Source organism: Nocardiopsis yanglingensis, from assembly GCF_045809185.1.
GTDB classification, from domain to species: domain Bacteria; phylum Pseudomonadota; class Gammaproteobacteria; order Xanthomonadales; family Xanthomonadaceae; genus Stenotrophomonas; species Stenotrophomonas yanglingensis.
In genome coordinates this window covers 501,209-524,220 of record NZ_JBJNRH010000001.1, presented here as the reverse complement: position 1 = coordinate 524,220, position 23,012 = coordinate 501,209, and the positions used below count along the sequence as shown (strand labels likewise).

The 23,012-nt window shown below is 67.3% G+C and carries 21 protein-coding genes; 13 read left to right on the top strand and 8 right to left on the bottom strand.

The genetic code is table 11. The annotated features are described in order from the left end of the window. Positions 1-500: 500 nt before the first annotated feature. Positions 501-1,328, bottom strand: coding sequence for an inositol monophosphatase family protein (locus ACJ7C5_RS02445; RefSeq protein WP_049435104.1), 828 nt, complete (start codon positions 1,326-1,328; stop codon positions 501-503). 120 nt (positions 1,329-1,448) lie between these two features. On the opposite strand from ACJ7C5_RS02445, the gene ACJ7C5_RS02440 reads away from it, so the two are divergent. From ACJ7C5_RS02440 to ACJ7C5_RS02430, 3 genes are read left to right on the top strand one after another with little or no spacing between them, the layout of a single operon-like run. Then, entirely contained in the window at positions 1,449-2,219 is a 771-nt protein-coding gene (locus ACJ7C5_RS02440) for an RNA methyltransferase (protein ID WP_088026604.1), read from the top strand. A 46-nt stretch (positions 2,220-2,265) separates the two neighbouring features. Next, the gene (locus tag ACJ7C5_RS02435) at positions 2,266-3,198 is read left to right on the top strand and encodes a phosphate/phosphite/phosphonate ABC transporter substrate-binding protein (RefSeq protein WP_093999886.1); all 933 of its coding nucleotides are present in this window, start codon (positions 2,266-2,268) and stop codon (positions 3,196-3,198) included. Further along, a complete protein-coding gene (locus ACJ7C5_RS02430) occupies positions 3,195-5,321 on the top strand; it encodes a putative bifunctional diguanylate cyclase/phosphodiesterase (RefSeq protein ID WP_093999887.1) in 2,127 nt (708 codons plus the stop codon). The genes ACJ7C5_RS02435 and ACJ7C5_RS02430 overlap by 4 nt, the downstream gene beginning before the upstream one ends. Before the next feature lie 69 nt (positions 5,322-5,390). On the opposite strand, the gene epmB is transcribed toward ACJ7C5_RS02430, so the two are convergent. Further along, a complete protein-coding gene (gene epmB / locus ACJ7C5_RS02425) occupies positions 5,391-6,407 on the bottom strand; it encodes an EF-P beta-lysylation protein EpmB (RefSeq protein ID WP_412702959.1) in 1,017 nt (338 codons plus the stop codon). A gap of 120 nt (positions 6,408-6,527) precedes the next feature. On the opposite strand from epmB, the gene efp reads away from it, so the two are divergent. The 5 genes from efp (at position 6,528) to ACJ7C5_RS02400 (ending at position 10,790) form a co-directional block, all read left to right on the top strand. Next, a complete protein-coding gene (efp, locus tag ACJ7C5_RS02420) occupies positions 6,528-7,094 on the top strand; it encodes an elongation factor P (RefSeq protein WP_014037874.1) in 567 nt (188 codons plus the stop codon). Positions 7,095-7,296: 202 nt separating this feature from the next. Further along, complete coding sequence (locus ACJ7C5_RS02415; RefSeq protein ID WP_014037873.1) at positions 7,297-8,640, top strand: TRZ/ATZ family hydrolase; 1,344 nt, start codon at positions 7,297-7,299, stop codon at positions 8,638-8,640. A gap of 25 nt (positions 8,641-8,665) precedes the next feature. Beyond that, positions 8,666-9,382 carry a bifunctional 2-polyprenyl-6-hydroxyphenol methylase/3-demethylubiquinol 3-O-methyltransferase UbiG gene (gene ubiG, locus ACJ7C5_RS02410; protein ID WP_014037872.1) on the top strand — a complete coding sequence of 239 codons (717 nt, stop codon included), beginning with the start codon at positions 8,666-8,668 and terminating at the stop codon, positions 9,380-9,382. Then, positions 9,379-10,074, top strand: coding sequence for a phosphoglycolate phosphatase (locus ACJ7C5_RS02405; RefSeq protein ID WP_014037871.1), 696 nt, complete (start codon positions 9,379-9,381; stop codon positions 10,072-10,074). Before ubiG ends, ACJ7C5_RS02405 begins: the two co-directional genes overlap by 4 nt. An 11-nt stretch (positions 10,075-10,085) precedes the next feature. Then, the gene (locus ACJ7C5_RS02400) at positions 10,086-10,790 is read left to right on the top strand and encodes an isoprenoid biosynthesis enzyme family protein (RefSeq protein WP_412702958.1); all 705 of its coding nucleotides are present in this window, start codon (positions 10,086-10,088) and stop codon (positions 10,788-10,790) included. Positions 10,791-10,879: 89 nt separating this feature from the next. Here ACJ7C5_RS02400 and ACJ7C5_RS02395 read toward each other — a convergent pair whose 3' ends face one another. Genes ACJ7C5_RS02395 through yidD form a run of 3 tightly spaced genes read right to left on the bottom strand, consistent with a single transcriptional unit; the run spans position 10,880 to position 13,330 of the window. After that, positions 10,880-11,728, bottom strand: coding sequence for a M23 family metallopeptidase (locus tag ACJ7C5_RS02395; RefSeq protein ID WP_071229709.1), 849 nt, complete (start codon positions 11,726-11,728; stop codon positions 10,880-10,882). Continuing rightward, on the bottom strand, positions 11,728-13,074 hold the full coding sequence (locus tag ACJ7C5_RS02390) for a dihydroorotase (RefSeq protein WP_412702957.1): 1,347 nt from the start codon (positions 13,072-13,074) through the stop codon (positions 11,728-11,730). Before ACJ7C5_RS02390 ends, ACJ7C5_RS02395 begins: the two co-directional genes overlap by 1 nt. A 1-nt stretch (position 13,075) precedes the next feature. Continuing rightward, a complete protein-coding gene (gene yidD, locus ACJ7C5_RS02385) occupies positions 13,076-13,330 on the bottom strand; it encodes a membrane protein insertion efficiency factor YidD (RefSeq protein WP_005414016.1) in 255 nt (84 codons plus the stop codon). Between the two features lie 272 nt (positions 13,331-13,602). Here yidD and dksA point away from each other — a divergent pair, with 272 nt between their 5' ends. Next, positions 13,603-14,832: an RNA polymerase-binding protein DksA gene (gene dksA, locus ACJ7C5_RS02380; protein ID WP_412702956.1), complete on the top strand. Its 1,230-nt coding sequence runs from the start codon at positions 13,603-13,605 to the stop codon at positions 14,830-14,832. 369 nt (positions 14,833-15,201) lie between these two features. Here dksA and ACJ7C5_RS02375 read toward each other — a convergent pair whose 3' ends face one another. From ACJ7C5_RS02375 to cysS, 3 genes are read right to left on the bottom strand one after another with little or no spacing between them, the layout of a single operon-like run. Next, the gene (locus tag ACJ7C5_RS02375) at positions 15,202-16,449 is read right to left on the bottom strand and encodes an MFS transporter (RefSeq protein WP_088026594.1); all 1,248 of its coding nucleotides are present in this window, start codon (positions 16,447-16,449) and stop codon (positions 15,202-15,204) included. Then, complete coding sequence (locus ACJ7C5_RS02370) at positions 16,446-16,898, bottom strand: SufE family protein (RefSeq protein WP_412702955.1); 453 nt, start codon at positions 16,896-16,898, stop codon at positions 16,446-16,448. Before ACJ7C5_RS02370 ends, ACJ7C5_RS02375 begins: the two co-directional genes overlap by 4 nt. Positions 16,899-16,952: 54 nt before the next feature. After that, positions 16,953-18,329 (bottom strand): cysteine--tRNA ligase, encoded by a 1,377-nt coding sequence (cysS, locus tag ACJ7C5_RS02365; protein ID WP_412702954.1) that lies wholly within the window; start codon positions 18,327-18,329, stop codon positions 16,953-16,955. A gap of 188 nt (positions 18,330-18,517) precedes the next feature. On the opposite strand from cysS, the gene ACJ7C5_RS02360 reads away from it, so the two are divergent. The 4 genes from ACJ7C5_RS02360 to ACJ7C5_RS02345 all read left to right on the top strand — a co-directional run bounded on the left by ACJ7C5_RS02360 (position 18,518) and on the right by ACJ7C5_RS02345 (position 22,975). Further along, positions 18,518-19,087: a glycine zipper 2TM domain-containing protein gene (locus ACJ7C5_RS02360; RefSeq protein ID WP_093999895.1), complete on the top strand. Its 570-nt coding sequence runs from the start codon at positions 18,518-18,520 to the stop codon at positions 19,085-19,087. Between the two features lie 319 nt (positions 19,088-19,406). Further along, complete coding sequence (locus tag ACJ7C5_RS02355) at positions 19,407-20,417, top strand: N-acetylornithine carbamoyltransferase (RefSeq protein WP_014037861.1); 1,011 nt, start codon at positions 19,407-19,409, stop codon at positions 20,415-20,417. Positions 20,418-20,537: 120 nt separating this feature from the next. Then, positions 20,538-21,734 (top strand): argininosuccinate synthase, encoded by a 1,197-nt coding sequence (locus ACJ7C5_RS02350; RefSeq protein ID WP_412702953.1) that lies wholly within the window; start codon positions 20,538-20,540, stop codon positions 21,732-21,734. A gap of 152 nt (positions 21,735-21,886) precedes the next feature. Then, on the top strand, positions 21,887-22,975 hold the full coding sequence (locus ACJ7C5_RS02345; protein ID WP_412702952.1) for an acetylornithine deacetylase: 1,089 nt from the start codon (positions 21,887-21,889) through the stop codon (positions 22,973-22,975). The last annotated feature ends 37 nt before the right edge of the window (positions 22,976-23,012 follow it).

Below are 23,012 nucleotides of genomic sequence, written 5' to 3'. Positions count from 1 at the left end.
GGTACCCTGCGCTTCTCGGCGAATCAGGGGACGGCGCCGAACTCGCTGCGCTCAAACACCGGCGCCTCTTCGCCCCTGATCCCCCTGCGATGCTCGGCTCGCTCAAGGCGGACCCAAGGTCAAATGCTACAGCTGCACCCCGTAGATTCACGCCATGCGTGGATGCTGTTGCTCTTGATCTTGACCTTCCAGTCCGCCTTCAAGCGAGCCGAGCACCGCAGGTCCGGCGAGGGCGAAGAGGTGCGGGTGTCTGAGCGCAGCGAGTTCCCGCACCGTCCCTCGACGGGCCGAGGAGCGCAGGGCACCGGCGTGCGCAGCACGTCGGCTCGCGGCCGGCGGAGCGTTTCTTTGGTTACTTTCTTTGCGCGCAAAGAAAGTGACACCCCACCGCGGTCGCGGAAATGATCCCCAGGCATCGCCTGGCGCGCCAATGCGTCGGCGCGCAAACGAAAACGGCACCTTCGCAGGTGCCGTCTCCATGAACCGCGTCTACGCGTAGATCAGAACTTCGCGTCGAACTCCGCCGCGTAGCCAGTGTTCACCAGCACCTTCTGCAGCGACTCGGCCACCTTCAGGTTGCCGGCCACGATCTGATGGGTGTCCGGGCCACGGTTGTCCATGCGGCCCAGGGTCGCGCCCTTGAAGTCGCAGACCTTGCCGCCCGCTTCGCGGACCAGCAGCAGGCCGGCGGCGATGTCCCATGCCTTCACGCCGGCTTCGAAGTAGGCGTCGGCGCGGCCGCAGGCCACGTAGGCCAGGTCCAGTGCGGCCGAGCCGGTGCGGCGGATGTCCTCGCCGTGCACCAGCAGGGCGTCCACCGCCTTCAGCTGGGCGCTGGCGCGGCTGCGCTCGCGCGGGGCGAAGCCGGTGTGGATCATCGTGCCTTCCAGATCCTTGCGGTCGGCCACGCGGATGCGGCGGTCGTTCAGCACGGCACCAGCGCCACGGCTGGCGGTGAACAGTTCATTGCGCAGCGGGTCGAAGATGACCGCATCGGTCGGCTCGCCGTTTTCGACCAGGGCGATCGACACGCAGTAGTGCGGCACGCCGCGCAGGTAGTTGCTGGTGCCGTCCAGCGGGTCGATGACCCACATCTGGCGGCGCTCGCCCTGCACACCACCTTCTTCACCGAAGATGCCGTAGTCCGGGTAGGCGCGCTTGAGTTCCTTGACGATGACCTTTTCCGCGTCCGCATCCACTTCGCTGGCGTAGTCCATCCGGCCCTTCTGCACCACGTTCAGTGCCTCGAGCTTGTTGATGTTGCGCAACAGGACGTTGCCGGCGAGGCGGGCGGCCTTGACCATGACGGTTACGGCGGGTTTCTGCATGGCGTGGGCTCCCGGAAAGGCAGAAGAGATGGACTGGCGGGGGAAAAGAGCGGGTCCGGCGCAGTGGCCGGCCGCACAGTTTACCATTGGTCATCGTCCAGCTCGACCTTTTCCCTGTTCATGTCCCAGTTTCCTGCCGCCACCCGCCTCCGATTCGTCCTGGTCGGTACCCAGCACCCCGGCAACATGGGTGCTGCCGCCCGTGCCCTGAAGACCATGGGCCTGGCCCGCCTGGTCCTGGTTGCCCCCGAAAAGCCGCTGGATGAGGAGGCCTTCCGCCGCTCGGCCGGTGCCGAAGACGTGCTGGGGGACGCCCCGGTGGTGGCCACCCTGGCCGAAGCCGTGGCTGACTGCCGCCTGGTGCTGGGCTGCACCGCCCGTGCCCGCCGCGTGCAGCTGGAGGAGTACCTGCCGGCCGATGCCGCTGCCCGCGCGGTGGCCAAGGCCGGCGAGGGGGCCGAGGTGGCGCTGGTGTTCGGCCGTGAGCGCACCGGCCTGACCAACGAGGAACTGCAGCTTTGCCATGCAGCGGTGCACATCCCGTCCGACCCGGAGTTCAGCTCGCTCAACCTGGCTGCCGCCGTGCAGGTGCTGGCCTATGAAACGCGCATGCAGCTGCTGGGTGCGCAGCCTGCGGCCGACGCCGAGCCGGGCTTCCGCGAGCAGGCGGCCAGCCACGAGCAGATGGAGAGCTTCTTCGCCCAGCTTGGCGACACGCTGGACGAGATTGATTTCCACAAGGGCCGCGCCCCGGAATCGGCGATGCGCAAGCTGCGCCGCCTGTTCCTGCGCAGCGAGCCCAGCGAGCAGGAAGTGCGCCTGCTGCGCGGCATCCTCGCCGACACCCAGCGCATGGCGCGACTGGCCCAGGCAGGCGGCAAGGACAGCTGACGACGTTCTCATTTTTTCGGGTAGTCTGTCTGGATACCCAGGGGGGATGAAGCCTGTGTCGGGTCTGCGAAAGGCAATGCAGGGGGGACTGCTGAGCCTGGCCATGGTCCTGCTGGCCGGGACGGTGCATGCAGCACCGGACCCGGTGCTGGTGCTGGGCCGGATCAGCGATGATCCCAAGGCCCACTACGAGCAGCTGCAGCCCTTGCTGGACTATGTGGTGGCGCGCATGCACGACGTTGGCATCAAGGAAGGGAGGATCCTGATGGCACGCGACCCGCAGCAGATGGCCAGCTATCTGCGGCGGGGCAGGGTCGACTGGGTCACCGAAACCTCGGGTACGGCGGTGGCGCTGGGCCAGCGCAGTGGCGCACGGCCGCTGCTGCTGACCGAGCGCAATGGCGTGCGCGAGTACCAGACAGTGTTCTTCGTGCGCAGCGACAGCCCGATCCAGCGCGTGCAGGATCTGCGCGGGCACCGCCTGGCGCTGCAGAACACGGCGTCGACCAGCGCCTATCTGGTGCCGGTGATGACCCTGCTGCAGGAAGGGTTGTCGCCGCAGATCCTGGCGGGGACGTGGGACATGCCGGGGCGGGACAGCGTGGGCTATGTGTTCGCGCGCAGCGAGTTGAACATCGCGACGTTCGTGCACAAGGGCGTGGTCGATGTGGGGGCGGTGAGCAGCGTGGACTGGAATGACGAGCGGCGGGTGCCGGCTGCGTTCCGCCGCGACTTCCGCGAACTGCTGCGTACCGAACCCTACCCCCGCGCGGTGGAAATGGTCCGCGCCGACCTTGATCCGCGGGTGCGGGATCGCTTGCAGGAAGTGCTGCTGCAGGCGGCCAGCGACCCACAGGCACAGGGAGCGTTGCATCGGTTTTTTGGCACTTCCGGTTTCCATCGCGTCGATGCGCATGCGCAGCAGCGGTTGGATGAATTGAAACAAGGATTGACGCGCGTGCGGATGGAAGTGGAATGAAGTGGCTCGGCTCGGGAATGCAGGCCCGGTTCCTGCTCGCGATGGGCGGGGCGATGGTCGTGGTGGTGGCGATTCTGGCGGTGCTGCTGGGACGGCAGGCAGCGATGCAGGGCGAGGTGCGCAACCTCAGTGGTGGCGTCATCCATGAACTGTTCGACCGCAGCGTGCGCAGCCGCGGCGAAGCGATGGCGCGCGAGTTGTCCGATTCACTGGCCAATCCCCTGTACTACCGCGATCTGGACCAGGTCGGCGCGCTGGTACGCGGCACCGCGCGGCAACCGGTGGTGCGCTATGTGCTGGTATTCGACGAACGTGGCCGGCTGGTGCATGACGGTTCGATCGAGGTATCCGGATTCGGCCAGCCGATGGCCGATCCACTGGCACCCGGGGCTGCCGCCGCGCAGGCGTTGGTGGTGCAGGAATCGCCGAAGGTGCTCGACAACGCGATGCCGATCATGATCGGCAACCAGCGCATTGGTGGCGTCCGGGTCGGCATGGCGCTGGATGAGGTGCAGCAGCGCGAGCAGGCGGCCAACGCCACCCTGGGCGAGCGCCTGCAGCAGGTCGGCAGCCGCCACCTGGGCTGGCTGCTGCTGATGCTGGGCCTGCTGGTGGTGATCGGCGTTGTGGTGATCCTGTACGTGCAGCGCACCCTGGTTGCGCCGATCCGTGATCTTGCCATCGCCGCCCGTCGCATCGAAGCCGGTGACTACCAGACGCCCCTGGCCGAGAACACCCGCGACGACGAGGTCGGCGAGCTGGTGCGCGGTTTCGCCCGGATGCGTGATGCGATCGCCCGCCATGACCGCGAAGTGCGGCGCATGGCCTATACCGACGCGCTGACCGGGCTGACCAACCGGCTGGCATTCCGCGAGGCGCTTGATCATCGGCTGATGGCTGCCCGTGCCGCCAATCACCGGTTGGGCCTGTTGTTCGCCGATATCGACGATTTCAAGCGGGTCAATGACACCCTTGGCCACGAAGCCGGCGATGAGGCATTGCTGCAGTTCGCCCAGCGTATTGGCCGCGCGGTTACCGAGGCCGGGGGCGATGAAGCCCTGCTGGCCCGCTTCGGCGGCGACGAGTTCGTGATTCTGGTGGGCGACGGTGATGTGGCCGCCAACGCGCGGCTGCTGGCCGAAGTGCTGGTGCGCGAGCTGGGCAAGCCGTTGGTGGTGCAGGGCAGGGAACTGTTCCTGGGCACCTCGATCGGCGTGACCCTGTTCCCCGACGATGCGGCCGATGCGACCACCCTGCTGAAGAACGGCGACATCGCCATGTACCAGGCGAAAATGGCCGGCAAGAACTGCTATCGCTATTACAGCCGGGCGATGGACCACGCGGTCGAGCGTCGCGTGCATATGGAACAGGAGCTGCGCGGTGCCTGGGAGCGCGGCGAACTGCGGCTGGCCTACCAGCCGATCTTCCGCATGCGCGACCGCCGCATGGTCGGCGTCGAAGTGCTGCTGCGCTGGCAGCATCCGACCCTGGGTACGATTCCGCCGTCGGTGTTCATCGAAGTGGCCGAGCAGAGTGGGTTGATCGAGATCATCGGCCCGAAGGTGCTGCGTGCGGCCTGCATGGAGGCCTCGCAGTGGCCACGCGGGGCGAGCGGTGATGATCTGTTCGTGTCGGTCAATGTGTCGCCGCGGCAGCTGCGCGGCGGCGAGCTGCCGGCACTGGTTGCGCAGTGCCTGCATGAATCCGGGCTGCCGGCCTCGCGCCTGCATCTGGAGCTGACCGAAACCGCCGTGATCGGCGACGAGATGGTTGCCGCGCAGCTGCTGGACAAGCTGCACCGCACCGGCGTGAAGGTCTGGCTGGATGATTTCGGTACCGGCTTCTCCGGTCTCAGTCACCTGCGCCAGGTGCCGGTGGATGGGGTGAAGATCGACAAGAGCTTCGTGGCCGACATGCAGCGCGATCCCGACGACCTGGCGCTGACCACGGCAATCATCGCCATGGCCCACGCGCTGGGCATCACGGTGGTGGCCGAGGGCATCGAGCAGCAGGCGCAGTACGAGCTGCTGGCCCAGCGCGGCTGCGACCTCGGCCAGGGCTATTGGCTGAGCCACCCGGTGACCGCCACCGAAGTGGTGCGGATGATCGAATCGGGCGTCTGACCGATTGACGTTGTGCTGGGGTCAGATCCCTTTTCCGCGGGAAAAGGGATCTGACCCCCGGTAGTGCTCTTACACCGGCCGCTTGCTCGGGTCGCCGGGCAGTTCGCGCACCAGTTTCGGGATCAGATAGCCGGACAGGCGTGCGGTCAGGCCGGCAATCAGCGCCTTGGCCTGGGCATCGTCCACTTCGAAGTGGGCTACGCCCTCGACCCGGTCCAGCTGGTGCAGGTAGTAGGGCAGCACGCCGGCGGCGAAGCTGCGCTCGCTCAGGTCCTGCAGGGCCTGCACGCTGTCGTTGACCCCGCGCAGCAGGACGGCCTGGTTCAGCAGCTGGGCACCGACGCCGCGCAGGCGGCCCATCGCCGCGTCCACGCTGGCGTCAAATTCGTTGGCATGGTTGGCATGGACCACGATCGCCAGCGGCCACGGCAGGCTGCCCAGCCAGGAGACCAGTTCATCGTCCACGCGCTCGGGCAGCACGATCGGCAGGCGGGTATGGATGCGCAGGCGGCGGATGTGCGGTATCTGGCGCAGGGCGTCGGTCAGTTCCACCAGCTTGTGCGTGGCCAGCGACAGCGGGTCACCGCCAGACAGGATCACCTCGTCGATGTCCGGGTCGGCCGCGATGGCGGCTACGGCCTCCTGCCAGCCACCCTTGGCGGCGTTCTCCGCGCCATAGTCGAAGTGGCGGCGGAAGCAGTAGCGGCAATTGATCGCGCAGCTGCCGGTGGCGACCAGCAGGGCACGGCCACGGTACTTCTGGATGACGCCGGTGGCCTTCTTGGCCGCGCCATCGCCCACCGCGTCGAAGCTGAACCCGGGCGCCGGGCGCATTTCCGCGTCGATCGGCAGCACCTGGCGCAGCAGCGGGTCGGCCGCATCGCCCGGGCGCATGCGGGCCACGAAGCCCTCGGGTACGCGCAGCGCGAACTGGGCCATGGCCGCCTCCGAGACGCCCAGCGCGGCCGGGTCCAGCTGCAGCCGGGCCAGCAGCGCGTGCGGGTCGCGCAACGCCTGGCGCCAGAGCTGCTGCCAGCGCGCGGGCGCACCTGGCGACTGGGGCCGTGGGAAGGCGGAAAGCTGCATGGAGAGGGGGCCTGCGGTTATCATGGGGGCAGAAAAACAGTCGCCCACCGGCATCCGGTGGGCTTTCCATTCTAACGGCTCGCCGCACCCGCGGCGTTTTTGCCACTCAGGAGTTTACGCATGGCCAGCTACGGCATGAACGACGTCAAGAACGGGATGAAGATCCTGGTCAACAACCAACCGGCCGTCATCATCGACACCGAATACGTCAAGCCGGGCAAGGGCCAGGCCTTCACCCGCGTGAAGTACCGCCTGATCAAGGACGGCCGTACCCAGGAAGTCACCATGAAGTCGACCGACTCGCTGGATGCAGCCGACGTCGTCGATACCGACATGAACTTCATGTACAGCGACGGCGAGTACTGGCACTTCATGGACCCGGAATCCTTCGAGCAGGTCCAGGCCACCAAGGCCGGCATGGGCGGCGCCGAGAAGTGGCTGAAGGGCGAAGAGTCCTGCGTGGTCACCCTGTGGAACGGTGAGCCGATCTTCGTGCAGCCGCCGAACTTCGTTGAACTGAAGATCACCGAAACCGATCCGGGCGTCCGTGGCGACACCTCGGGCGGCGGCGGCAAGCCGGCCACCCTGGAAACCGGCGCCGTGGTCCGCGTGCCGCTGTTCGTGAACCAGGAAGAAGTGATCCGCGTCGACACCCGTTCGGGCGAATACTCCGCACGCGTCAAGTAATCCGGCGCAGCCGGATCATGGTAGTGCCGGCCGCTGGTCGGGTACGCGCCATCGCATTCGCGCTGGCGCTCCCATGATCTGCTTCGGCAGATCATGGGCCCCGCTTCACGAGTCTCCAGACCCCGCCGCTTCGCGGCAGCCCCTGACTCAGGGGCGTGTCCCCCAGAAGTATCTCGCCGCCCCCCCCAGCCAGTGAGCCCGCATGAGCGATAGCCCGCACCTCCCCGAAGCCTGCGACCTGCTCATCGAAGCCGGTTACGTCGTTCCGATCGAGCCGCACGCGGTGGTGCTGGAAGACCATGCCGTTGCCGTGCGTGGCAGTGAAATCGTGGCCATCCTGCCGCGTGCCGAAGCCCGCGCGCGGTTCCGCGCCACCCAGGTGGTGAGCCGCCCCGAGGCTGCCCTGATGCCGGGCCTGGTCAATGCGCACACGCACAACCCGATGACGCTGCTGCGCGGCGTCGCCGATGACCTGCCGCTGATGACCTGGCTGCAGCAGCACATCTGGCCGGTGGAAGCGGCGGTGATCGGCCCCGAATTCGTTGCCGACGGCACCACCCTGGCCATCGCCGAGATGCTGCGCGGCGGCACCACCTGTGCCAACGAGAACTACTTCTTCGGCGACGTACAGGCGGCGGTCTACAAGAAGCACGGTTTCCGCGCGCTGGTCGGCGCGGTCATCATCGATTTCCCCACCGCCTGGGCCAAGACCGACGACGAGTACTTCGCCAAGGCCGGTGAACTGCACGACCAGTGGCGCACCGATCCGCTGATCGGCACCGCGTTCGCGCCGCATGCGCCGTACACCGTCAACGATGCCAACTTCGAGCGGGTGCGGATGCTGTCCGACCAGCTCGACATGCAGGTGCACCTGCACACCCACGAGACCGCGCAGGAGATCAACGATTCGATCAAGCTGCACGGCCAGCGCCCGCTGGCGCGGCTGGATCGGCTCGGCCTGGTCAACGACCGCCTGATCGCGGTGCACATGACCCAGCTGACCGATGCGGAAATCCACCTGTGCGCCGAACGCGGCGTCAGCGTGGTGCACTGCCCGGAATCGAACCTGAAGCTGGCCTCCGGTTTCTGCCCGGCCTGCGCCCTGCAGCGTGCTGGCGTGAACCTGGCGATCGGCACCGATGGCTGTGCCAGCAACAACGACCTGGACATGTTCAGCGAAAACCGCACCGCGGCGATCCTGGCCAAGGCCGTGGCCGATGACGCGACCGCGCTGGACGCCGCCACCACGCTGCGCGCGTCCACGCTGGGCGGCGCCCGCGCGCTGGGCTTCGGCGATCGCATCGGTTCGATCGAAGTCGGCAAGCAGGCCGACCTGGTCTGCGTCGACCTGTCCGCGCTGGAAACCCAGCCGCTGCACAACGTGCTGTCGCAGCTGGTGTATGCCACCGGCCGCCAGCAGGTCAGCGACGTCTGGATTGCCGGCAAGCCGAAGCTGGTGCAGCGCGAGCTGGTCGGCATGGACCTGCCGGGCATCATCGCCAACGCGCGCCAGTGGCGCGAGCGCATCCGTCATATCCGCGCCTGAACCCCGGCGCCGCAAGGACTCCCTCATGACTGCCCCCCACGCTTCCTCCAATTTCGATCAGGCCGAGCTGGACAAGTTCGCCGCGCTGGCCAACCGCTGGTGGGACGCTGACGGCCCGCAGAAGCCGCTGCATGCGCTGAATCCGGTGCGCCTGCAGTACGTGGCCGACCGCGTGCCGTTGCGCGGCGCACGCGTGCTCGACATCGGCTGCGGTGGCGGCCTGTTGAGCGAAGCGCTGGCGCAGGCCGGTGCGGACGTGACCGCCATCGACCTGGCCCCGGAACTGGTCAAGGTCGCGCGCCTGCATGCGCTGGAAAGCGGTGCCAAGGTCGACTACCGGGTGCAGGCCGCCGAGGACCTGGCCGCCGAGCAGCCGGGCAGCTTCGATGTGGTCACCTGCATGGAAATGCTGGAACACGTGCCGGACCCGGGCGCGATCATCGAGGCCTGCAAGCGCCTGCTGAAGCCGGGCGGTCACCTGTTCCTGTCGACCATCAACCGCACCGCCGCCGCCTTCGCGGTGGCGATTGTCGGTGCCGAGTACGTGGCGCGGCTGCTGCCCAAGGGTACCCACCACTACCAGGAATTCATCAAGCCGGCCGAGCTGGCGCGCTGGCTGCGCGAGGCCGACATGCAGCTGGTGGATGTCAGCGGCATGGCCTACGAGCCGTGGCGCAACCATGCCCGCCTGAGCAGCCGTACCGACATCAACTACTTGGCCTACGCGGTCAAGCCGGCATGACCGCGGCCCGCTTCCCGCGCGCGGTGCTGTTCGACCTGGATGGCACGCTGCTGGACAGCGCACCGGACTTCGTCGCCACCTGCGACGCGATGCTGGCCGAGCGTGGTCGCGCGCCGATCGACCCGGCAATGTTGCGTCCGGTGGTCTCCAAGGGCTCGCGTGCAATGGTGAGCGCCGCCTTCCCGGAGCTGGATGTTGCCGCACGCGATGCGCTGATTCCGGAATTCCTGCAGCGCTACGAAGCGCTGATCGGCCAGCACGCGGTGCTGTTCGATGGCGTGGCCGGCATGCTTGCCGCGCTGGATGACGCCGGCACCGTGTGGGGCATCGTCACCAACAAGCCCGAGTACCTGGCGCGCTTGATCCTGCCGCAGCACGGCTGGCAGCAGCGCTGCGCGGTACTGGTCGGCGGTGACAGCCTGGCCGAGCGCAAGCCGCACCCGCTGCCACTGCTGCACGCCGCGCAGGCGATTGCCGTTGCCGCCGAAGACTGCGTGTACGTGGGCGACGACGAGCGCGACATCATCGCGGCACGCGCCGCGGCAATGCCGTCGGTGGCGGCACTGTGGGGCTACCGCCTGCACAGCGACGACCCGCTGGCCTGGCAGGCCGACGTGCTGGTCGAGAACGCCGAACTTCTGCAACTGGCCAGTCTGTGGCCGACCCGGCCGGCAGCCCCGGCCCAGCCGTAAGGAATCACGTAGTGAGCAGTACCGCGCTGGACAGTTTCCTCGACAAGTGGCGCAGCCGTTGGCCGGAATGGTCGGTGGCCGCCCCGTTCGTGGCCGAATCGCAACGCGAGCTTGCAGTGGCGTGGTTCGCGCTGCTGCAGGAATTCGACGACATGCTCAACACCAGCGGCGACCCGTTGCCGGCCGACGCCAAGCTGGCATGGTGGGGCGAGGAGCTGCGCAGCTGGGCCGCGCATCGTTCGCGCCATCCGCTGGGCCGGCTGCTGGAGCCGGTGCGTGCGCCGTGGGCGCAGCTGGCCGAAGCACTTCCGGATCTGGTTGAAGCGCGCACGGTCGCGCTGGATGCGGCCGGTGCCGAGCGCGCGCTGGTGAACTATGCCGAGGCCGTAGCCGCGGTGGAGGCGGCCTTGTTCGCCGACAAGCCACGGACCGGCGCCGGTCGCGCGGTGCAACTGCAGACCCTGGCCCAGCGCCTGCAGGATGCGGGCGTGGCCGGTGTGCCGCGCAGCCTGCTGGACGAAGACGCCAGCAATGCCGCACAGCGCTGGGCGCAGCATCTGTTGAAGGGGTGGGGCACCCGCGTGCCCGGCCCGCGCCCGCGCCGCGTGTGGTCCAGCCTGGCGCGTGCACGGGTGGCGGCACAGGCCGCAGGCAAGCCGATCGAAGCCACGCCGGTGCGCACGCTGCTGCGCGTGTGGTGGGCTGCCCGCGGTTGATCGATTTCTGGTGGGTGCGGACCTTGGTCCGCACGCTCTGAGGGGCTGTGCCGACCAAGGTCGGCACCCACCAAAGCGCATTGCTTGCGTTACTTCCGTTCCAGCACCAGCAGCGGGTCGATGCGGGTGTCGAACCAGTTCATGCCCCAGTGCAGGTGCGGGCCGGTGGCGCGCCCGGTGGCGCCGACGGCGGCGATCACCTGGCCTTGTTCCACACGGTCGCCGACCTTCACGTCGATGCGCGACAGGTGCAGGAAGTTGGAGCTGACTCCGAAGCCGTGGTCGAGCAGCAGCGTGCCACCGGTCAGGTACAGGTCCGGACCGGCGAAGGTGACGATGCCGGCGGCCGGTGCCTTGACCGGCGTGCCGGTCGGCACCGCGATGTCCATGCCGGAATGACCGGCACCGGGCTGCCCGTTGTACACGCGCGCATTGCCGAAGCGACCGCTGATGCGACCCTGCACCGGCCAGATGAAGGTCTGGGTGAAATCGGTACGGTCGTCATCGCGGGCACGCGCGGCAGTCACCTGCGCCTGTTCGCGCTTGATCCGCTCGGCAATCGCCGGTGGCGGATTGACCGTCTTCGGCGGCACGCCGTTGACCCGCTCGGTGGGCCAGTCGCGCGGCGTCACCGCAATGGTCGCGGTCTCGCTGCCACCATCGGGGCGCTGCACCTGCACGCGCAGCGGGCCCTTCTCGTCACGGCCGATGCCGAACACCACGCTGCCGTAGCCGCTCACCCGCAGCTGACGGCCGGCGTACTGCACGCGGCTGCCTGCGGGTACCTTGCCGATCACCAGCGCGCCCTGCGACGCGCTGGCCGGGAACACCACGCGGCTGTCGATCAGGCTGCCGATGCCGTCCTGCGCCTGCGCTGGGGATGAGGAAAACAGGGGCGCGGCCAGCAGCAGCGCCCCGATCAGAAGTGCCGAACGCATCAGCGGTCGTAGGTCATGCGCTGGCCGGCGGGTTCACCCACCAGCGTGCTGCCGTCCCACACCAGCTGGCCGTTGACCCAGGTGGAGGCGATGCGCGAACGGAAGGTGGTGCCTTCAAACGGAGACCAGCCGCACTTGGACAGCACGTCCTCGCGCTTGACCGTGAACGGCACGTCCTCGACCAGCACCAGATCGGCGAAGTAGCCCTCGCGCAGGAAGCCGCGCTCCTCGACGTCGAACAGCTGCGCCGGGGCATGAGCGAACTTCTGCACCACCTGCTCGCGGGTCAGCTTGCCTTCGTGCACGCGCTCCAGCGCGGCCACCAGCGCGTACTGCACCAGCGGCAGGCCCGACGGCGCCTGTGCGTAGGGCTTCTGCTTCTCTTCCCAGGTGTGCGGCGCATGGTCGGTGGCCAGCACGTCCAGCACGTCATCGGCCAGCGCCGCGGTGATCGCCTCGCGGTCGGACACTTCCTTGATCGCCGGGTTGCACTTGATCAGGTTGCCCTTGGTCGCATAGTCCGGGCGCGCGAAGTGCAGGAAGTGCACGCAGGTTTCGGCGGTGATCTGCTTGCGGCTGCCGTCGGCGCGGATCAGCGGACCCTTCTCGAACAGCGCCAGCTCGTCGGCGGTGGAGATGTGCAGCACGTGCAGGCGGGTGCCGTGCTTGCGCGCCAGCGACATCGCCAGGCGGGTGGACTTGATGCAGGCCTCGCGCGAACGGATGTCCGGGTGCATGTCCGGGGTCAGCGCGTCGCCGTACTTCTCCTGGAAGGCCTTCAGGTTGGCATCGATCATCGGCGTGTCTTCGCAGTGCGTGATGATCGGGGTCGGGCATTCGCGGAAGATCGCGTCCAGCGTTTCCGGGTTGTCGACCAGCATGTTGCCGGTCGAAGCACCCATGAACACCTTCACGCCGGGCGCCTTCTTCGGGTCCAGCGCGCGGATCGCCTCCAGGTTGTCATTGCTGGCGCCGTGGTAGAAGCCGTAGTTGGCCCAGGCGCGGCCGCGCGCGAGCTCGTACTTGGCTTCCAGGATGGTCGAATCCAGCGTCGGCGGGTTGGTGTTGGGCATGTCCATGAAGCTGGTCAGGCCACCGGCCACGGCCGCGGCCGATTCGCTGGCGATGTCGCCCTTGTGGGTCAGGCCCGGCTCGCGGAAGTGCACCTGGTCATCGATCATGCCGGGCAGCAGCCAGCGTCCGGCTGCGTCCACCACCTGCTCGCCGTCGCGCGGCGCCAGCCCGCTGCCGATCTGCGCGATGCGGCCGTTCTCGATGCGCAGGTCGCCGTCGAAGGTGCGGCCTTCGTTGACCATGCGGGCGTTGGTGATGAGGGTGGAGGACATGTCAGTGTTTTCCTGTGCAACGGCAAGAGGGGGCGTTGGGAGACTCGGGCACGGGGTCGAAGCCGCCGGGATGGAACGGGTGGCAGCGACCGAGCCGGCGCGCAGCCAGCCAGCTGCCGCGCAGCGGGCCGTGCCGCGAGATGGCTTCCATCGCGTATTCAGAACAGCTCGGCACGAAACGGCAGCGTGGCCCCAGCAAGGGGCTGATGAAGCGCTTGTAGAAGCGCAGCAGGGCGATGAGCAGGCGCGAGATCACCCAGTCATCTTATGCCAGTTGGCATGAAGGCCGCATTTGTGCAGGATGGGCCGTTGGTCGCATGTCGCCGATGGCCTGCGACCGGTACCAGCACCTTCGGGTGCTGGCCAGGTTCCGTACCGCGCAAGGCGGTCCGTGTTCGTCGGACTGCCTCCAAGGGCACCTTGACTCCAGGACTGAATGGAGCAGGGGGTCGAGGTTGCTGCTGCGGGTCGGGTAGGCTATAAAGGCCCGCTTTCCCGGGCCCCGGGGAATCCAAGGAAGAGCGTTTCGTGGCTGCTAAAAAAACTGCAAAGAAGGCCGCAACGGCCGCCAAGAAAACCGCCAAGCCTGTTGTGAAGAAGTTGGCGGCAAAGCCCGTTGCCAAGAAACCGGCCAGCAAGCCGGCGACCAAGGCAGCGTCCTCGCAACCGGCGGCCAGGAAGGCCACCGCAAAGAAAACGCCGGTCAAGGCAACCAAGCCGGTGACGAAGAAGGCTGCTGCGCCCGCCAAGGCCAAGCCTGCCGCTGCCAGCAAGAAGGCGCCGGTGGTGAAGAAAGCCGCCAGCAAGGCCGCGCCGGTGAAGAAGGCCGCCGCCAAGCCGGTGGCCAAGAAGGCAGCAGCCAAGCCGGCGCCGAAGGCGGTGGTGAAAAAGGCTGCAGCCAAGCCGGTCGCCAAGCCCGCGGCAAAGAAGGTCGCTGCAGCTAAACCGGTTGCCACGCCTGCCGCTGTAAAGAAGGTTGCCAAGAATGTTGCCGCGCCGGTCGTCAAGCCGACCCCGGCCCCAGTAGTGAAGTCCGCACCGAAGCCTGCTGCCAAGCCGGCTCCGGCCAAGCCTGTCCCGGCCAAGACCGTGGCAGTGGCAGCAGCCCAACCGGCCCCCAAGCCGGCCCCGGCCGCCGCTCCTGCCGCCTCGAAGGCCCCGCAATCCAAGAATCCCGTGCCCGTTTCGAAATCGCCTGCCAAAACCGCCGTGAAATCCGATTCCGCCCCGAAGACCGTGTCGCGCCCTGTCGGCAAGGTTGCCGTGGCCGTCGCCGCCCGCTCGGCGGCACCGGCCCCGCGCAGCAAGTACAAGGTGGTCGAATACAAGACCGACGAGGCCACTGGCCGCCCGATCCTGCCGGCTGGCTACAAGCCGTCCTCGGAAGAGGAATACATGAGCCCGCTGCAGCAGGAATATTTCCGTCAGCGCCTGCAGAACTGGCGCGCGGACCTGGTCGAAGAGTCCAAGCAGACCATCGAGAATCTTCGTGAGGAAGTGCGTGACATCGGCGACGAAGCCGAGCGTGCGACCCGCGAGACCGAGAACTCGCTGGAACTGCGTACCCGCGACCGCTATCGCAAGCTGATCGGCAAGATCGACAGCACCCTGAAGCGCCTGGAAGCGGGCGACTACGGCTACTGCGTCGACACCGGCGAAGAAATCGGCCTGGAGCGCCTGGAAGCGCGCCTCACCGCCGAACGCACCATCGACGCCCAGGAGCGTTGGGAGCACCTGCAGAAGCAGCAGGGCGACTGATTCCTGATCGTTGTATGGTCATGCGAAAAACCCGGCTCCGGCCGGGTTTTTTGTTGGGTGTTCGATGGTGCACGGCCGCGGTTGGCACGGGCGACTGTGGCCGTTGACCTGGGTCCGCCTTGTAGCGAGCCGAGCACCGCAGGGGAATCAGGGGCGAAGAGGCGCGGGTGTCTGAGCGAAGCGAGTTCCGCGCCGTCCCCTGATTCGCCGAGGAGCGCAGGGCACCGGCGCGCAGCGCCGGCTCGCGGATGGCGGAGCGTTTCTTTGGTTACTTTCTTTTCGCGAAAAGAAAGTGACAAGCCCAATCATCGAGGGAGAGCAACGGCCCCAGCCAAACGCCCGGCGCCGCCGAATCCGCTGTTCGCAGCATCACTGCAGGTCGCGAAGATTCAATTTCCGCAGCGTCGGGTTCTTCCACGCGGTGATCCCGGCCACGCTCAGCACCGCGAATCCACCCAGCACCACTGCCGGCACCAGACCGAGCAGCTTCGCCATCGTGCCGGCATAGAACGCGCCCAGCTCGTTGGAGGAGCTGATGAAAATGCCGTTGATCGACGACACCCGTCCGCGCATTTCTTCCGGCGTGGCCAGCTGCAGGATGGTCGAGCGGATCACCACCGAGACGCCATCGAAGGCGCCATAGAACAGCAGGATCAGCGCCGACAGCCAGAAGTGCTGCGACAACCCGAAGCTGATCACGCACAGGCCGAAGCCGGCCACCGCAAACAGCAGCACGCGGCCGGCATTGCGGTGCAGCGGGTGGCGGGCCAGCCACAGGCCCACGCAGACCGAGCCCAACGCCGGCATTGCGCGCAGGATGCCCAGGCCTTCCGGGCCGTGGTGCAGGATCTCGTGCAGGAACGCCGGCAGCATCGCCACCACGCCGCCCAGCAGCACCGAGAACATGTCCAGCGCCATCGCCCCGACCATGATCCGGTTGCCGACCACGAAGCGCGCGCCTTCAGCGATGCTCTTGAAGATCGGCGCGGCAGGACCGGTGTGCACCGGTTCTTCCACCTTCAACGTAGCCAGGCAGGCCATCGCCACCAGCGCAAAGGCTGTAGCCACCGCGTAGGACAGGCCCTTGCCGCCGAAGCCGACCAGCACGCCACCCAGCGCCGGACCAGCCACCATGCCGGCCTGGAACACCACCGCGCCGAGGCCGGCGCCGCGCGCGAACTGGTCACGGGCCAGCACGCGGGCGAACAGCGCGTTGTAGATGGGCGAGAGAAACGCACGGACCATGCCGGTCAACGCGATGGCCGCATAGATGGGCCACACCCCTTCAAACGGCAGCCAGCCCGTGGCCACGCCGGTCAACACCAGCGCGGTGGCGATCAAGCCGGAGCAGGCAACCATGCCGAGCCGGCGCCGCGGCAGATGGTCGACCAGGTATCCGGCAAACGGCGCCACGCAGAAGAACGGCAGCACCTCGGCCAGGCCGATCAGGCCCAGCGAGAACGGATTGCGGGTGACTTCGTAGATGTGCCAGCCGACGGTGACCGCCACCACCTGGTAGGACAGCATCGCGAAGATGCGGTATGCCAGCAGCTTGGCGAAGCCGGGCCGGGACAGCAGGCCCAGCGCGGTGTCTTCCGCTGTGGCAGGCTCGCTCACGACGGATCGCGCTGCAGCTGGGCCTGCGCGGTCTCGCGGATGAAGGCCAGCATCGCCGCCACACCGTTGCTGCGGGTCGGCGAGAGGTGGCGGGCCAGGCCGATGTCCTGGATGTAGCTTGGTTCGGTGGCCAGGATCTCCTGCGCCGAGCGCCCGGAGTACACACGCAGGGCCAGGAAGATCAGGCCGGAGACGATGGCCGAATCACTGATGGCGTGGAAGCGCAGCGACTGCGCGTTGCCTTCCGGCACGATCCAGACCATCGACTGGCAGCCGAGCAGGCGGTGCTCTTCGGTCTTCCATTCGTCCGGGAAGGCGGGCAGCTTGCGGCCGAGGTCGATCAGGTACTGGTAGCGCTCGGACCAGTCGCCGAAGAAGCCGAATTCCTCGGCGATGGCGGTCTGTGCCTCGGCGGCGGTGGGTTCAAGCGGGAACGGGGAGTCGATCACAACAGTCTCTACGGTGGGGGCGTGGCCGGCGTACCGGCCACGGGGCAGGGCGGGTCAGCTGCGCTTGCGCGACCAGCGCACGCCCTGCGGGGTGTCTTCCAGCACGATGCCTTCGGCGGCCAGCTGGTCGCGGATGGCGTCGGAACGGGCGAAGTCGCGCGCCTTCTTGGCAGCGGCACGCTCATCGATCAGGCCCTGGATGCGGGCATCGTCGCCATCATCGCCAGCGGCGGTGCCGAACCACTGTGCCGGATCGGCCTGCAGCAGGCCCAGCGCCAGGCCGGCGCCGAGCAGCTCGCCCTTCAGGCGTGCCTGTTCGGCCGAGTCGGTGGCGCGGCGTGCATCGGCGGCGATGCGGGCCACTTCGGCCAGTGCCTGGGGGGTGTTCAGATCGTCATCCAAGGTCGCCTCGACCGTGGTCGGGATCGCCACGACCGCCTCGACCGACGCCAGTTCGCGCAGGGTGCCGTACAGGCGGTCCAGGGTGCGCACCGACTGCTCGATCAGGCCATCGGACCAGTCCAGCGGCTGCCGGTAATGGGCAGACAGCAGGGCCAGGCGCAGCGCTTCCGGCGGATGCTGGCGCACCAGATCGTGCACGCGCTCGATGTTGCCCAGCGACTTGCTCATCTTGGCGCCGCCGAAGTTGAGCATGCCGTTGTGCAGCCAGAAGCGGGCGAAGATCTTGCCGCCATGGGCGCATTCGCTCTGCGCGATCTCGTTCTCGTGGTGTGGGAACTGCAGATCGACGCCGCCGGCGTGGATGTCGATGGTCTCGCCCAGATGGGCGGCGGCCATCGCCGAGCACTCGATATGCCAGCCCGGGCGGCCACGACCCCACGGCGATTCCCAGCCGGGCAGGTCGTCGCTGGACGGCTTCCACAGTACGAAGTCGCCCGGGTCGCGCTTGTACGGGGCGACATCGACGCGGGCGCCCGCCAGCATTTCATCCGGGTCACGGCGCGAGAGCTTGCCGTAGCTCTCGAAGCTGGCCACCGCGAACAGCACGTGGCCTTCGGCGGCGTAGGCATGACCATTGGCGATCAGCTGCTCGATCATGGTGATGATCTGCGGCATGTGCGCGGTCACTTCCGGCTCGATGTCCGGTGGCACCACGCCCAGCGCGGCCATGTCTTCACGGTAGGCGGCGGCGAACCTGTTGGTGACGGTGCTGATCGGCACGCCCTGCTCACGCGCGGCGGTGTTGATCTTGTCGTCCACGTCGGTGATGTTGCGCGCGTAGCGCAGCGCGCCGAAACGGCGCCGCAGCAGGTCGGCCAGCACCCCGAACACCACCGGGCCACGGGCGTTGCCGATGTGCACGTAGTTGTAGACCGTGGGGCCGCACACATACAGGGTCGGACAGGCCGGGTCGAGCGGGGTGAACGGTTCGAGCTGGCGAGTCAGGTTGTTGTGCAGGCGCAGGGTCATGGGGCTGTGGCTGGGGGACAAGCCTGTGATTTTAGAACGTGTCGGCCCCCTTTGGGGGCACCGCCTGCCACCGGTGGACGCCGGGTCCACCCAGGGTGGGGTGGGCAGGAGCAGCGTGGACGGGTAATGTTCAGCCCCTTGCGCTCGCCACTGCCTACACTATTGCCGTGTCCTTGCTCCCTTCGCCAATGAAATCCACCGCGTTGCTGACCCTGGCCTGCCTGTCGGCGCTGGCCGCCGTGGCCCAGGCGCAGGAGGCCGAGCCCCGCAACCGGGTGGTGATCGTGGAGAACGTGAAGTTCGACTACGCGCAGGTGCTGAATGTCGAGCCCGTGTTCCAGACCCTGCGCGCGACCCGCACCGAAGAACACTGCGAGCCTGTCTCGACCCGGACCCTGGCGCCGGTCAATGTCACCGGCGAGGAGCCGGTCGAGGACAAGGGCCGGATCAGCCGCTTCTGGGACTCGGTGCGCTCGATGTTCAAGCGCAGCGATGAAGAGGTCTCCGAGGATACCGCCGCCGAGTCGCCATCCCCGGCGCCGGCACCGGCCAACAATGGCCCGATGCTGACCCGCGACTGCCGCATCGTGCCCGTGGGGCGTGAATTCCGCAGGCCCATCGCCTACGACGTGGATTACGTCTACAAGGGCACCAAGTACCGCTCACGGCTGCCGGAAGACCCCGGCAACCGGCTCAAGATCCGGGTGTCGATCACCCCCTGGGTCGGCCCCGAGCAGGGCGCCGCCGGCAATCCCTGATTCTGAGACCCCGGCCCCTTGCGTCGGTCCCGGACGCATGCAAAGATATTTGACCATGAAGCTCACCGACTTCCAGCACGACAGCAGCGCAGCCCGACAGGCGTCTGGCATGACCTCGCGTGCGCGTCGACCGGAACCCCACATCCTCGCTGGGTAACCGGAGCTTTTTGCTGTTCGTCCGAAAAAAACCCAGCCGCCCGGCTGGGTTTTTTCGTTTCTGCGTTCTGAAAGCTGCAACTGCAACCTTTTCGCTCCACCTTTGGTTCCTGCTTTTCCCTTCCACTGCGTCGAACCCGGCGCCGCCACGCAAGGAAAGATGATGTCCCCCAAGCACTTCCTGAACACCCAGGACTGGAGCCGCAGCGATCTCGACGCGCTGCTGACCCAGGCCGCGCTGTTCAAGCGCAACAAGCTCGGCGACCAGCTCAAGGGCAAGTCGATCGCGCTGGTGTTCTTCAATCCGTCCATGCGCACCCGCACCAGCTTCGAGCTGGGCGCATTCCAGCTGGGTGCCCACGCGGTGGTGCTGCAGCCGGGCAAGGATGCGTGGCCGATCGAGTTCAACCTCGGCACGGTGATGGACGGCGATACCGAAGAGCACATCGCTGAAGTGGCCAAGGTGCTGGGCCGTTACTGCGACATCATCGCCGTGCGCGCGTTTCCCAAGTTCATCGACTGGGCCTACGACCGCCAGGACATTGTCCTCAACAGTTTCGCCAAGTACTCGCCGGTGCCGGTCATCAACATGGAGACCATCACCCATCCGTGCCAGGAGCTGGCCCACATCATGGCCTTGCAGGAGCACTTCGGCACCCAGGACCTGCGCGGCAAGAAGTACGTGCTGACCTGGACTTACCACCCCAAGCCGCTGAACACCGCCGTTGCCAATTCGGCGCTGACCATCGCCACCCGCATGGGCATGGACGTGACCCTGCTGTGCCCGACCGCCGACTACATCCTCGACGACCGCTACATGGGCTGGGCCGAGCAGAACGTGGCCGAGAGCGGTGGCTCGCTGAAGATCAGCCATGACATCGACAGCGCCTACGCCGGCGCCGACGTGGTCTACGCCAAGAGCTGGGGCGCGCTGCCGTTCTTCGGCAACTGGGAACCGGAAAAGCCGATCCGTGACCAGTTCAAGCACTTCATCGTGGACGAACGGAAGATGGCGCTGACCAACAACGGTGTGTTCAGCCACTGCCTGCCGCTGCGCCGCAACGTGAAGGCCACCGATGCGGTGATGGATTCGCCGCAGTGCATCGCCATCAACGAAGCCGAGAACCGCCTGCACGTGCAGAAGGCGATCATGGCGGCTGTTGCCGGGCGCTGAATCAAACAAGGGGGTAGAGCCGACCGTTGGTCGGCTGCTCCCGCAGCGGCGCATCCAACATTTCAGCCGACCAGCGGTCGGCTCTACCGAATCCCCATCCCCCAAGTGGACCTGATCCCCATGAGCAACAAAGACGTCGTTCTCGCCTTCTCCGGCGGCCTGGATACCAGCTTCTGCGTTCCGTACCTGCAGGAGCGCGGCTACAGCGTGCACACCGTGTTCGCCGATACCGGCGGCGTGGATGATGAAGAGCGCGATTTCATCGAGAAGCGCGCCGCCGAGCTGGGCGTGGCCAGCCACCAGACCGTCAACGGTGGCCCGGCCATCTGGGAAGGCTTCGTCAAGCCGTTCGTGTGGGCCGGCGAAGGCTACCAGGGCCAGTACCCGCTGCTGGTCTCGGACCGCTACCTGATCGTCGATGCCGCGCTGAAGCGTGCTGCCGAGCTGGGCACCAACATCATCGCCCACGGCTGCACCGGCATGGGCAACGACCAGGTCCGTTTCGACCTGGCCGTGAAGGCCCTGGGGGACTACCAGATCATCGCGCCGATCCGCGAGATCCAGAAGGAACACACCCAGACCCGCGCCTACGAGCAGAAGTACCTGGAAGAGCGCGGCTTCGGCGTGCGTGCCAAGCAGCAGGCCTACACCATCAACGAGAACCTGCTGGGCCTGACCATGTCCGGCGGCGAGATCGACCGTTGGGAAGCCCCGGGCGAGGGCGCGCGTGGCTGGTGCGCACCGCGCAGCGAGTGGCCGGAACAGGCGCTGACCGTGACCCTGAAGTTCGTCGAGGGCGAAGCCGTCGAACTGAACGGCAAGGCGCTGCCGGGTGACCAGATCCTGGCCCAGCTCAACAAGCTGTTCGCCCCGTACGGCGTTGGCCGCGGCGTCTACACCGGTGACACCGTGATCGGCCTGAAGGGTCGCATCGTGTTCGAGGCCCCGGGCCTGGTCTCGCTGCTGGCCGCGCACCGCGCGCTTGAAGACGCCGTGCTGACCAAGCAGCAGAACCGCTTCAAGCCGGACGTGGCACGCAAGTGGGTGGAGCTGGTGTACGAAGGCTTCTACCACGACCCGCTGAAGACCGACATCGAGGCCTTCCTGAAGTCCTCGCAGGCCAAGGTCAACGGCGAAGTGATGCTGGAAACCCGTGGTGGCCGCGTCGACGCGGTGGCAGTGAAGTCGCCGCACCTGCTCAACACCAAGGGCGCCACCTACGCGCAGTCGGCCGACTGGGGCGTGGAGGAGGCTGAGGGCTTCATCAAGCTGTTCGGAATGAGCTCCACTGTCTATGCGCAGGTCAATCGCGGTTGACCTGTGACGGGGGTGCCGGCCGCTGGCCGGCGCCTCGCAACGTCAATGGAGGGTAATGCCGGCCGCTGGCCGGCTCGTGGCACGGCTGGATCATTGCGGAGCCGGCCAGCGGCCGGCACTACCGATTTCGAACCCTACGGATATTCAGACACATGCTTGAACAGACGCTCGATCACCTGCAGGCCCTGGTGTCCTTCGACACCCGCAACCCGCCGCGTGCGATCACCACCGGTGGCATCTTCGATTACCTGCGCGCGAACCTGCCCGGCTTCAACGTCGAGGTGATCGACCATGGCGCCGGTGCGGTCAGCCTGTATGCCGTGCGCGGCACGCCGAAGTACCTGTTCAACGTGCACCTGGATACCGTGCCGGACTCCCCGCACTGGAGTGCCGGCCCGCACGTGATGCGCCGCCTGGACGACCGCGTGGTCGGCCTCGGCGTGTGTGACATCAAGGGCGCGGCCGCTGCGCTGGTGGCCGCGGCCAATGCCAGCGATGGCGACGCCGCGTTCCTGTTCTCCAGCGACGAGGAAGCCAACGATCCGCGCTGCATCGCCGCGTTCCTGGCCCGTGGCCTGCCGTATGAAGCGGTGCTGGTGGCGGAGCCGACCATGAGCGAAGCGGTGCTGGCGCACCGTGGCATCAGTTCGGTGCTGATGCAGTTCGCCGGCCGCGCCGGGCACGCTTCGGGCAAGCAGGATGCGGCCGCCAGCGCGCTGCACCAGGCCATGCGCTGGGGCAGCCGCGCATTGGACCATGTGGAATCGCTGGCCTCGGCACGCTTCGGCGGCCTCACCGGCCTGCGCTTCAACATCGGTCGCGTCGAAGGCGGGATCAAGGCCAACATGATCGCGCCGGCCGCCGAAGTGCGGTTCGGGTTCCGTCCGCTGCCGTCGATGGATATCGATGGATTGCTCGCCACTTTCGCCGGCTTCGCCGAACCGGAAGCGGCACTGTTCACCGAAACTTTCCGTGGCCCCAGCCTGCCGGCCGGTGACATCGCCGAGGCCGAGAACCGCCGCCTGCTGGCGCGCGACGTGGCCGATGCGCTGGAGCTGCCGATCGGCAACGCGGTGGACTTCTGGACAGAGGCCTCGCTGTTCTCCGCTGCTGGCTACACCACGCTGGTGTTCGGCCCGGGCGACATCGCCCAGGCCCACACCGCCGATGAGTTCGTGACGCTGGACCAGCTGCAGCGCTACACCGACGCCGTGCACCGCATCATCGCCGCCGGCGCCTGATCGACCCCACAACGCCGCCCGGCCCTGGCCGGGTGGA

What these genes read in the sequence shown, in the direction of transcription:
- ACJ7C5_RS02445 (WP_049435104.1), bottom strand. Translation starts at nt 1,328, where the DNA reads ATGCAGAAACCCGCCGTAACCGTCATGGTCAAGGCCGCCCGCCTCGCC.
- ACJ7C5_RS02440 (WP_088026604.1), top strand. Translation starts at nt 1,449, where the DNA reads ATGTCCCAGTTTCCTGCCGCCACCCGCCTCCGATTCGTCCTGGTCGGT.
- ACJ7C5_RS02435 (WP_093999886.1), top strand. Translation starts at nt 2,266, where the DNA reads ATGAAGCCTGTGTCGGGTCTGCGAAAGGCAATGCAGGGGGGACTGCTG.
- ACJ7C5_RS02430 (WP_093999887.1), top strand. Translation starts at nt 3,195, where the DNA reads ATGAAGTGGCTCGGCTCGGGAATGCAGGCCCGGTTCCTGCTCGCGATG.
- epmB (WP_412702959.1), bottom strand. Translation starts at nt 6,407, where the DNA reads ATGCAGCTTTCCGCCTTCCCACGGCCCCAGTCGCCAGGTGCGCCCGCG.
- efp (WP_014037874.1), top strand. Translation starts at nt 6,528, where the DNA reads ATGGCCAGCTACGGCATGAACGACGTCAAGAACGGGATGAAGATCCTG.
- ACJ7C5_RS02415 (WP_014037873.1), top strand. Translation starts at nt 7,297, where the DNA reads ATGAGCGATAGCCCGCACCTCCCCGAAGCCTGCGACCTGCTCATCGAA.
- ubiG (WP_014037872.1), top strand. Translation starts at nt 8,666, where the DNA reads ATGACTGCCCCCCACGCTTCCTCCAATTTCGATCAGGCCGAGCTGGAC.
- ACJ7C5_RS02405 (WP_014037871.1), top strand. Translation starts at nt 9,379, where the DNA reads ATGACCGCGGCCCGCTTCCCGCGCGCGGTGCTGTTCGACCTGGATGGC.
- ACJ7C5_RS02395 (WP_071229709.1), bottom strand. Translation starts at nt 11,728, where the DNA reads ATGCGTTCGGCACTTCTGATCGGGGCGCTGCTGCTGGCCGCGCCCCTG.
- ACJ7C5_RS02390 (WP_412702957.1), bottom strand. Translation starts at nt 13,074, where the DNA reads ATGTCCTCCACCCTCATCACCAACGCCCGCATGGTCAACGAAGGCCGC.
- cysS (WP_412702954.1), bottom strand. Translation starts at nt 18,329, where the DNA reads ATGACCCTGCGCCTGCACAACAACCTGACTCGCCAGCTCGAACCGTTC.
- ACJ7C5_RS02360 (WP_093999895.1), top strand. Translation starts at nt 18,518, where the DNA reads ATGAAATCCACCGCGTTGCTGACCCTGGCCTGCCTGTCGGCGCTGGCC.
- ACJ7C5_RS02355 (WP_014037861.1), top strand. Translation starts at nt 19,407, where the DNA reads ATGTCCCCCAAGCACTTCCTGAACACCCAGGACTGGAGCCGCAGCGAT.
- ACJ7C5_RS02350 (WP_412702953.1), top strand. Translation starts at nt 20,538, where the DNA reads ATGAGCAACAAAGACGTCGTTCTCGCCTTCTCCGGCGGCCTGGATACC.
- ACJ7C5_RS02345 (WP_412702952.1), top strand. Translation starts at nt 21,887, where the DNA reads ATGCTTGAACAGACGCTCGATCACCTGCAGGCCCTGGTGTCCTTCGAC.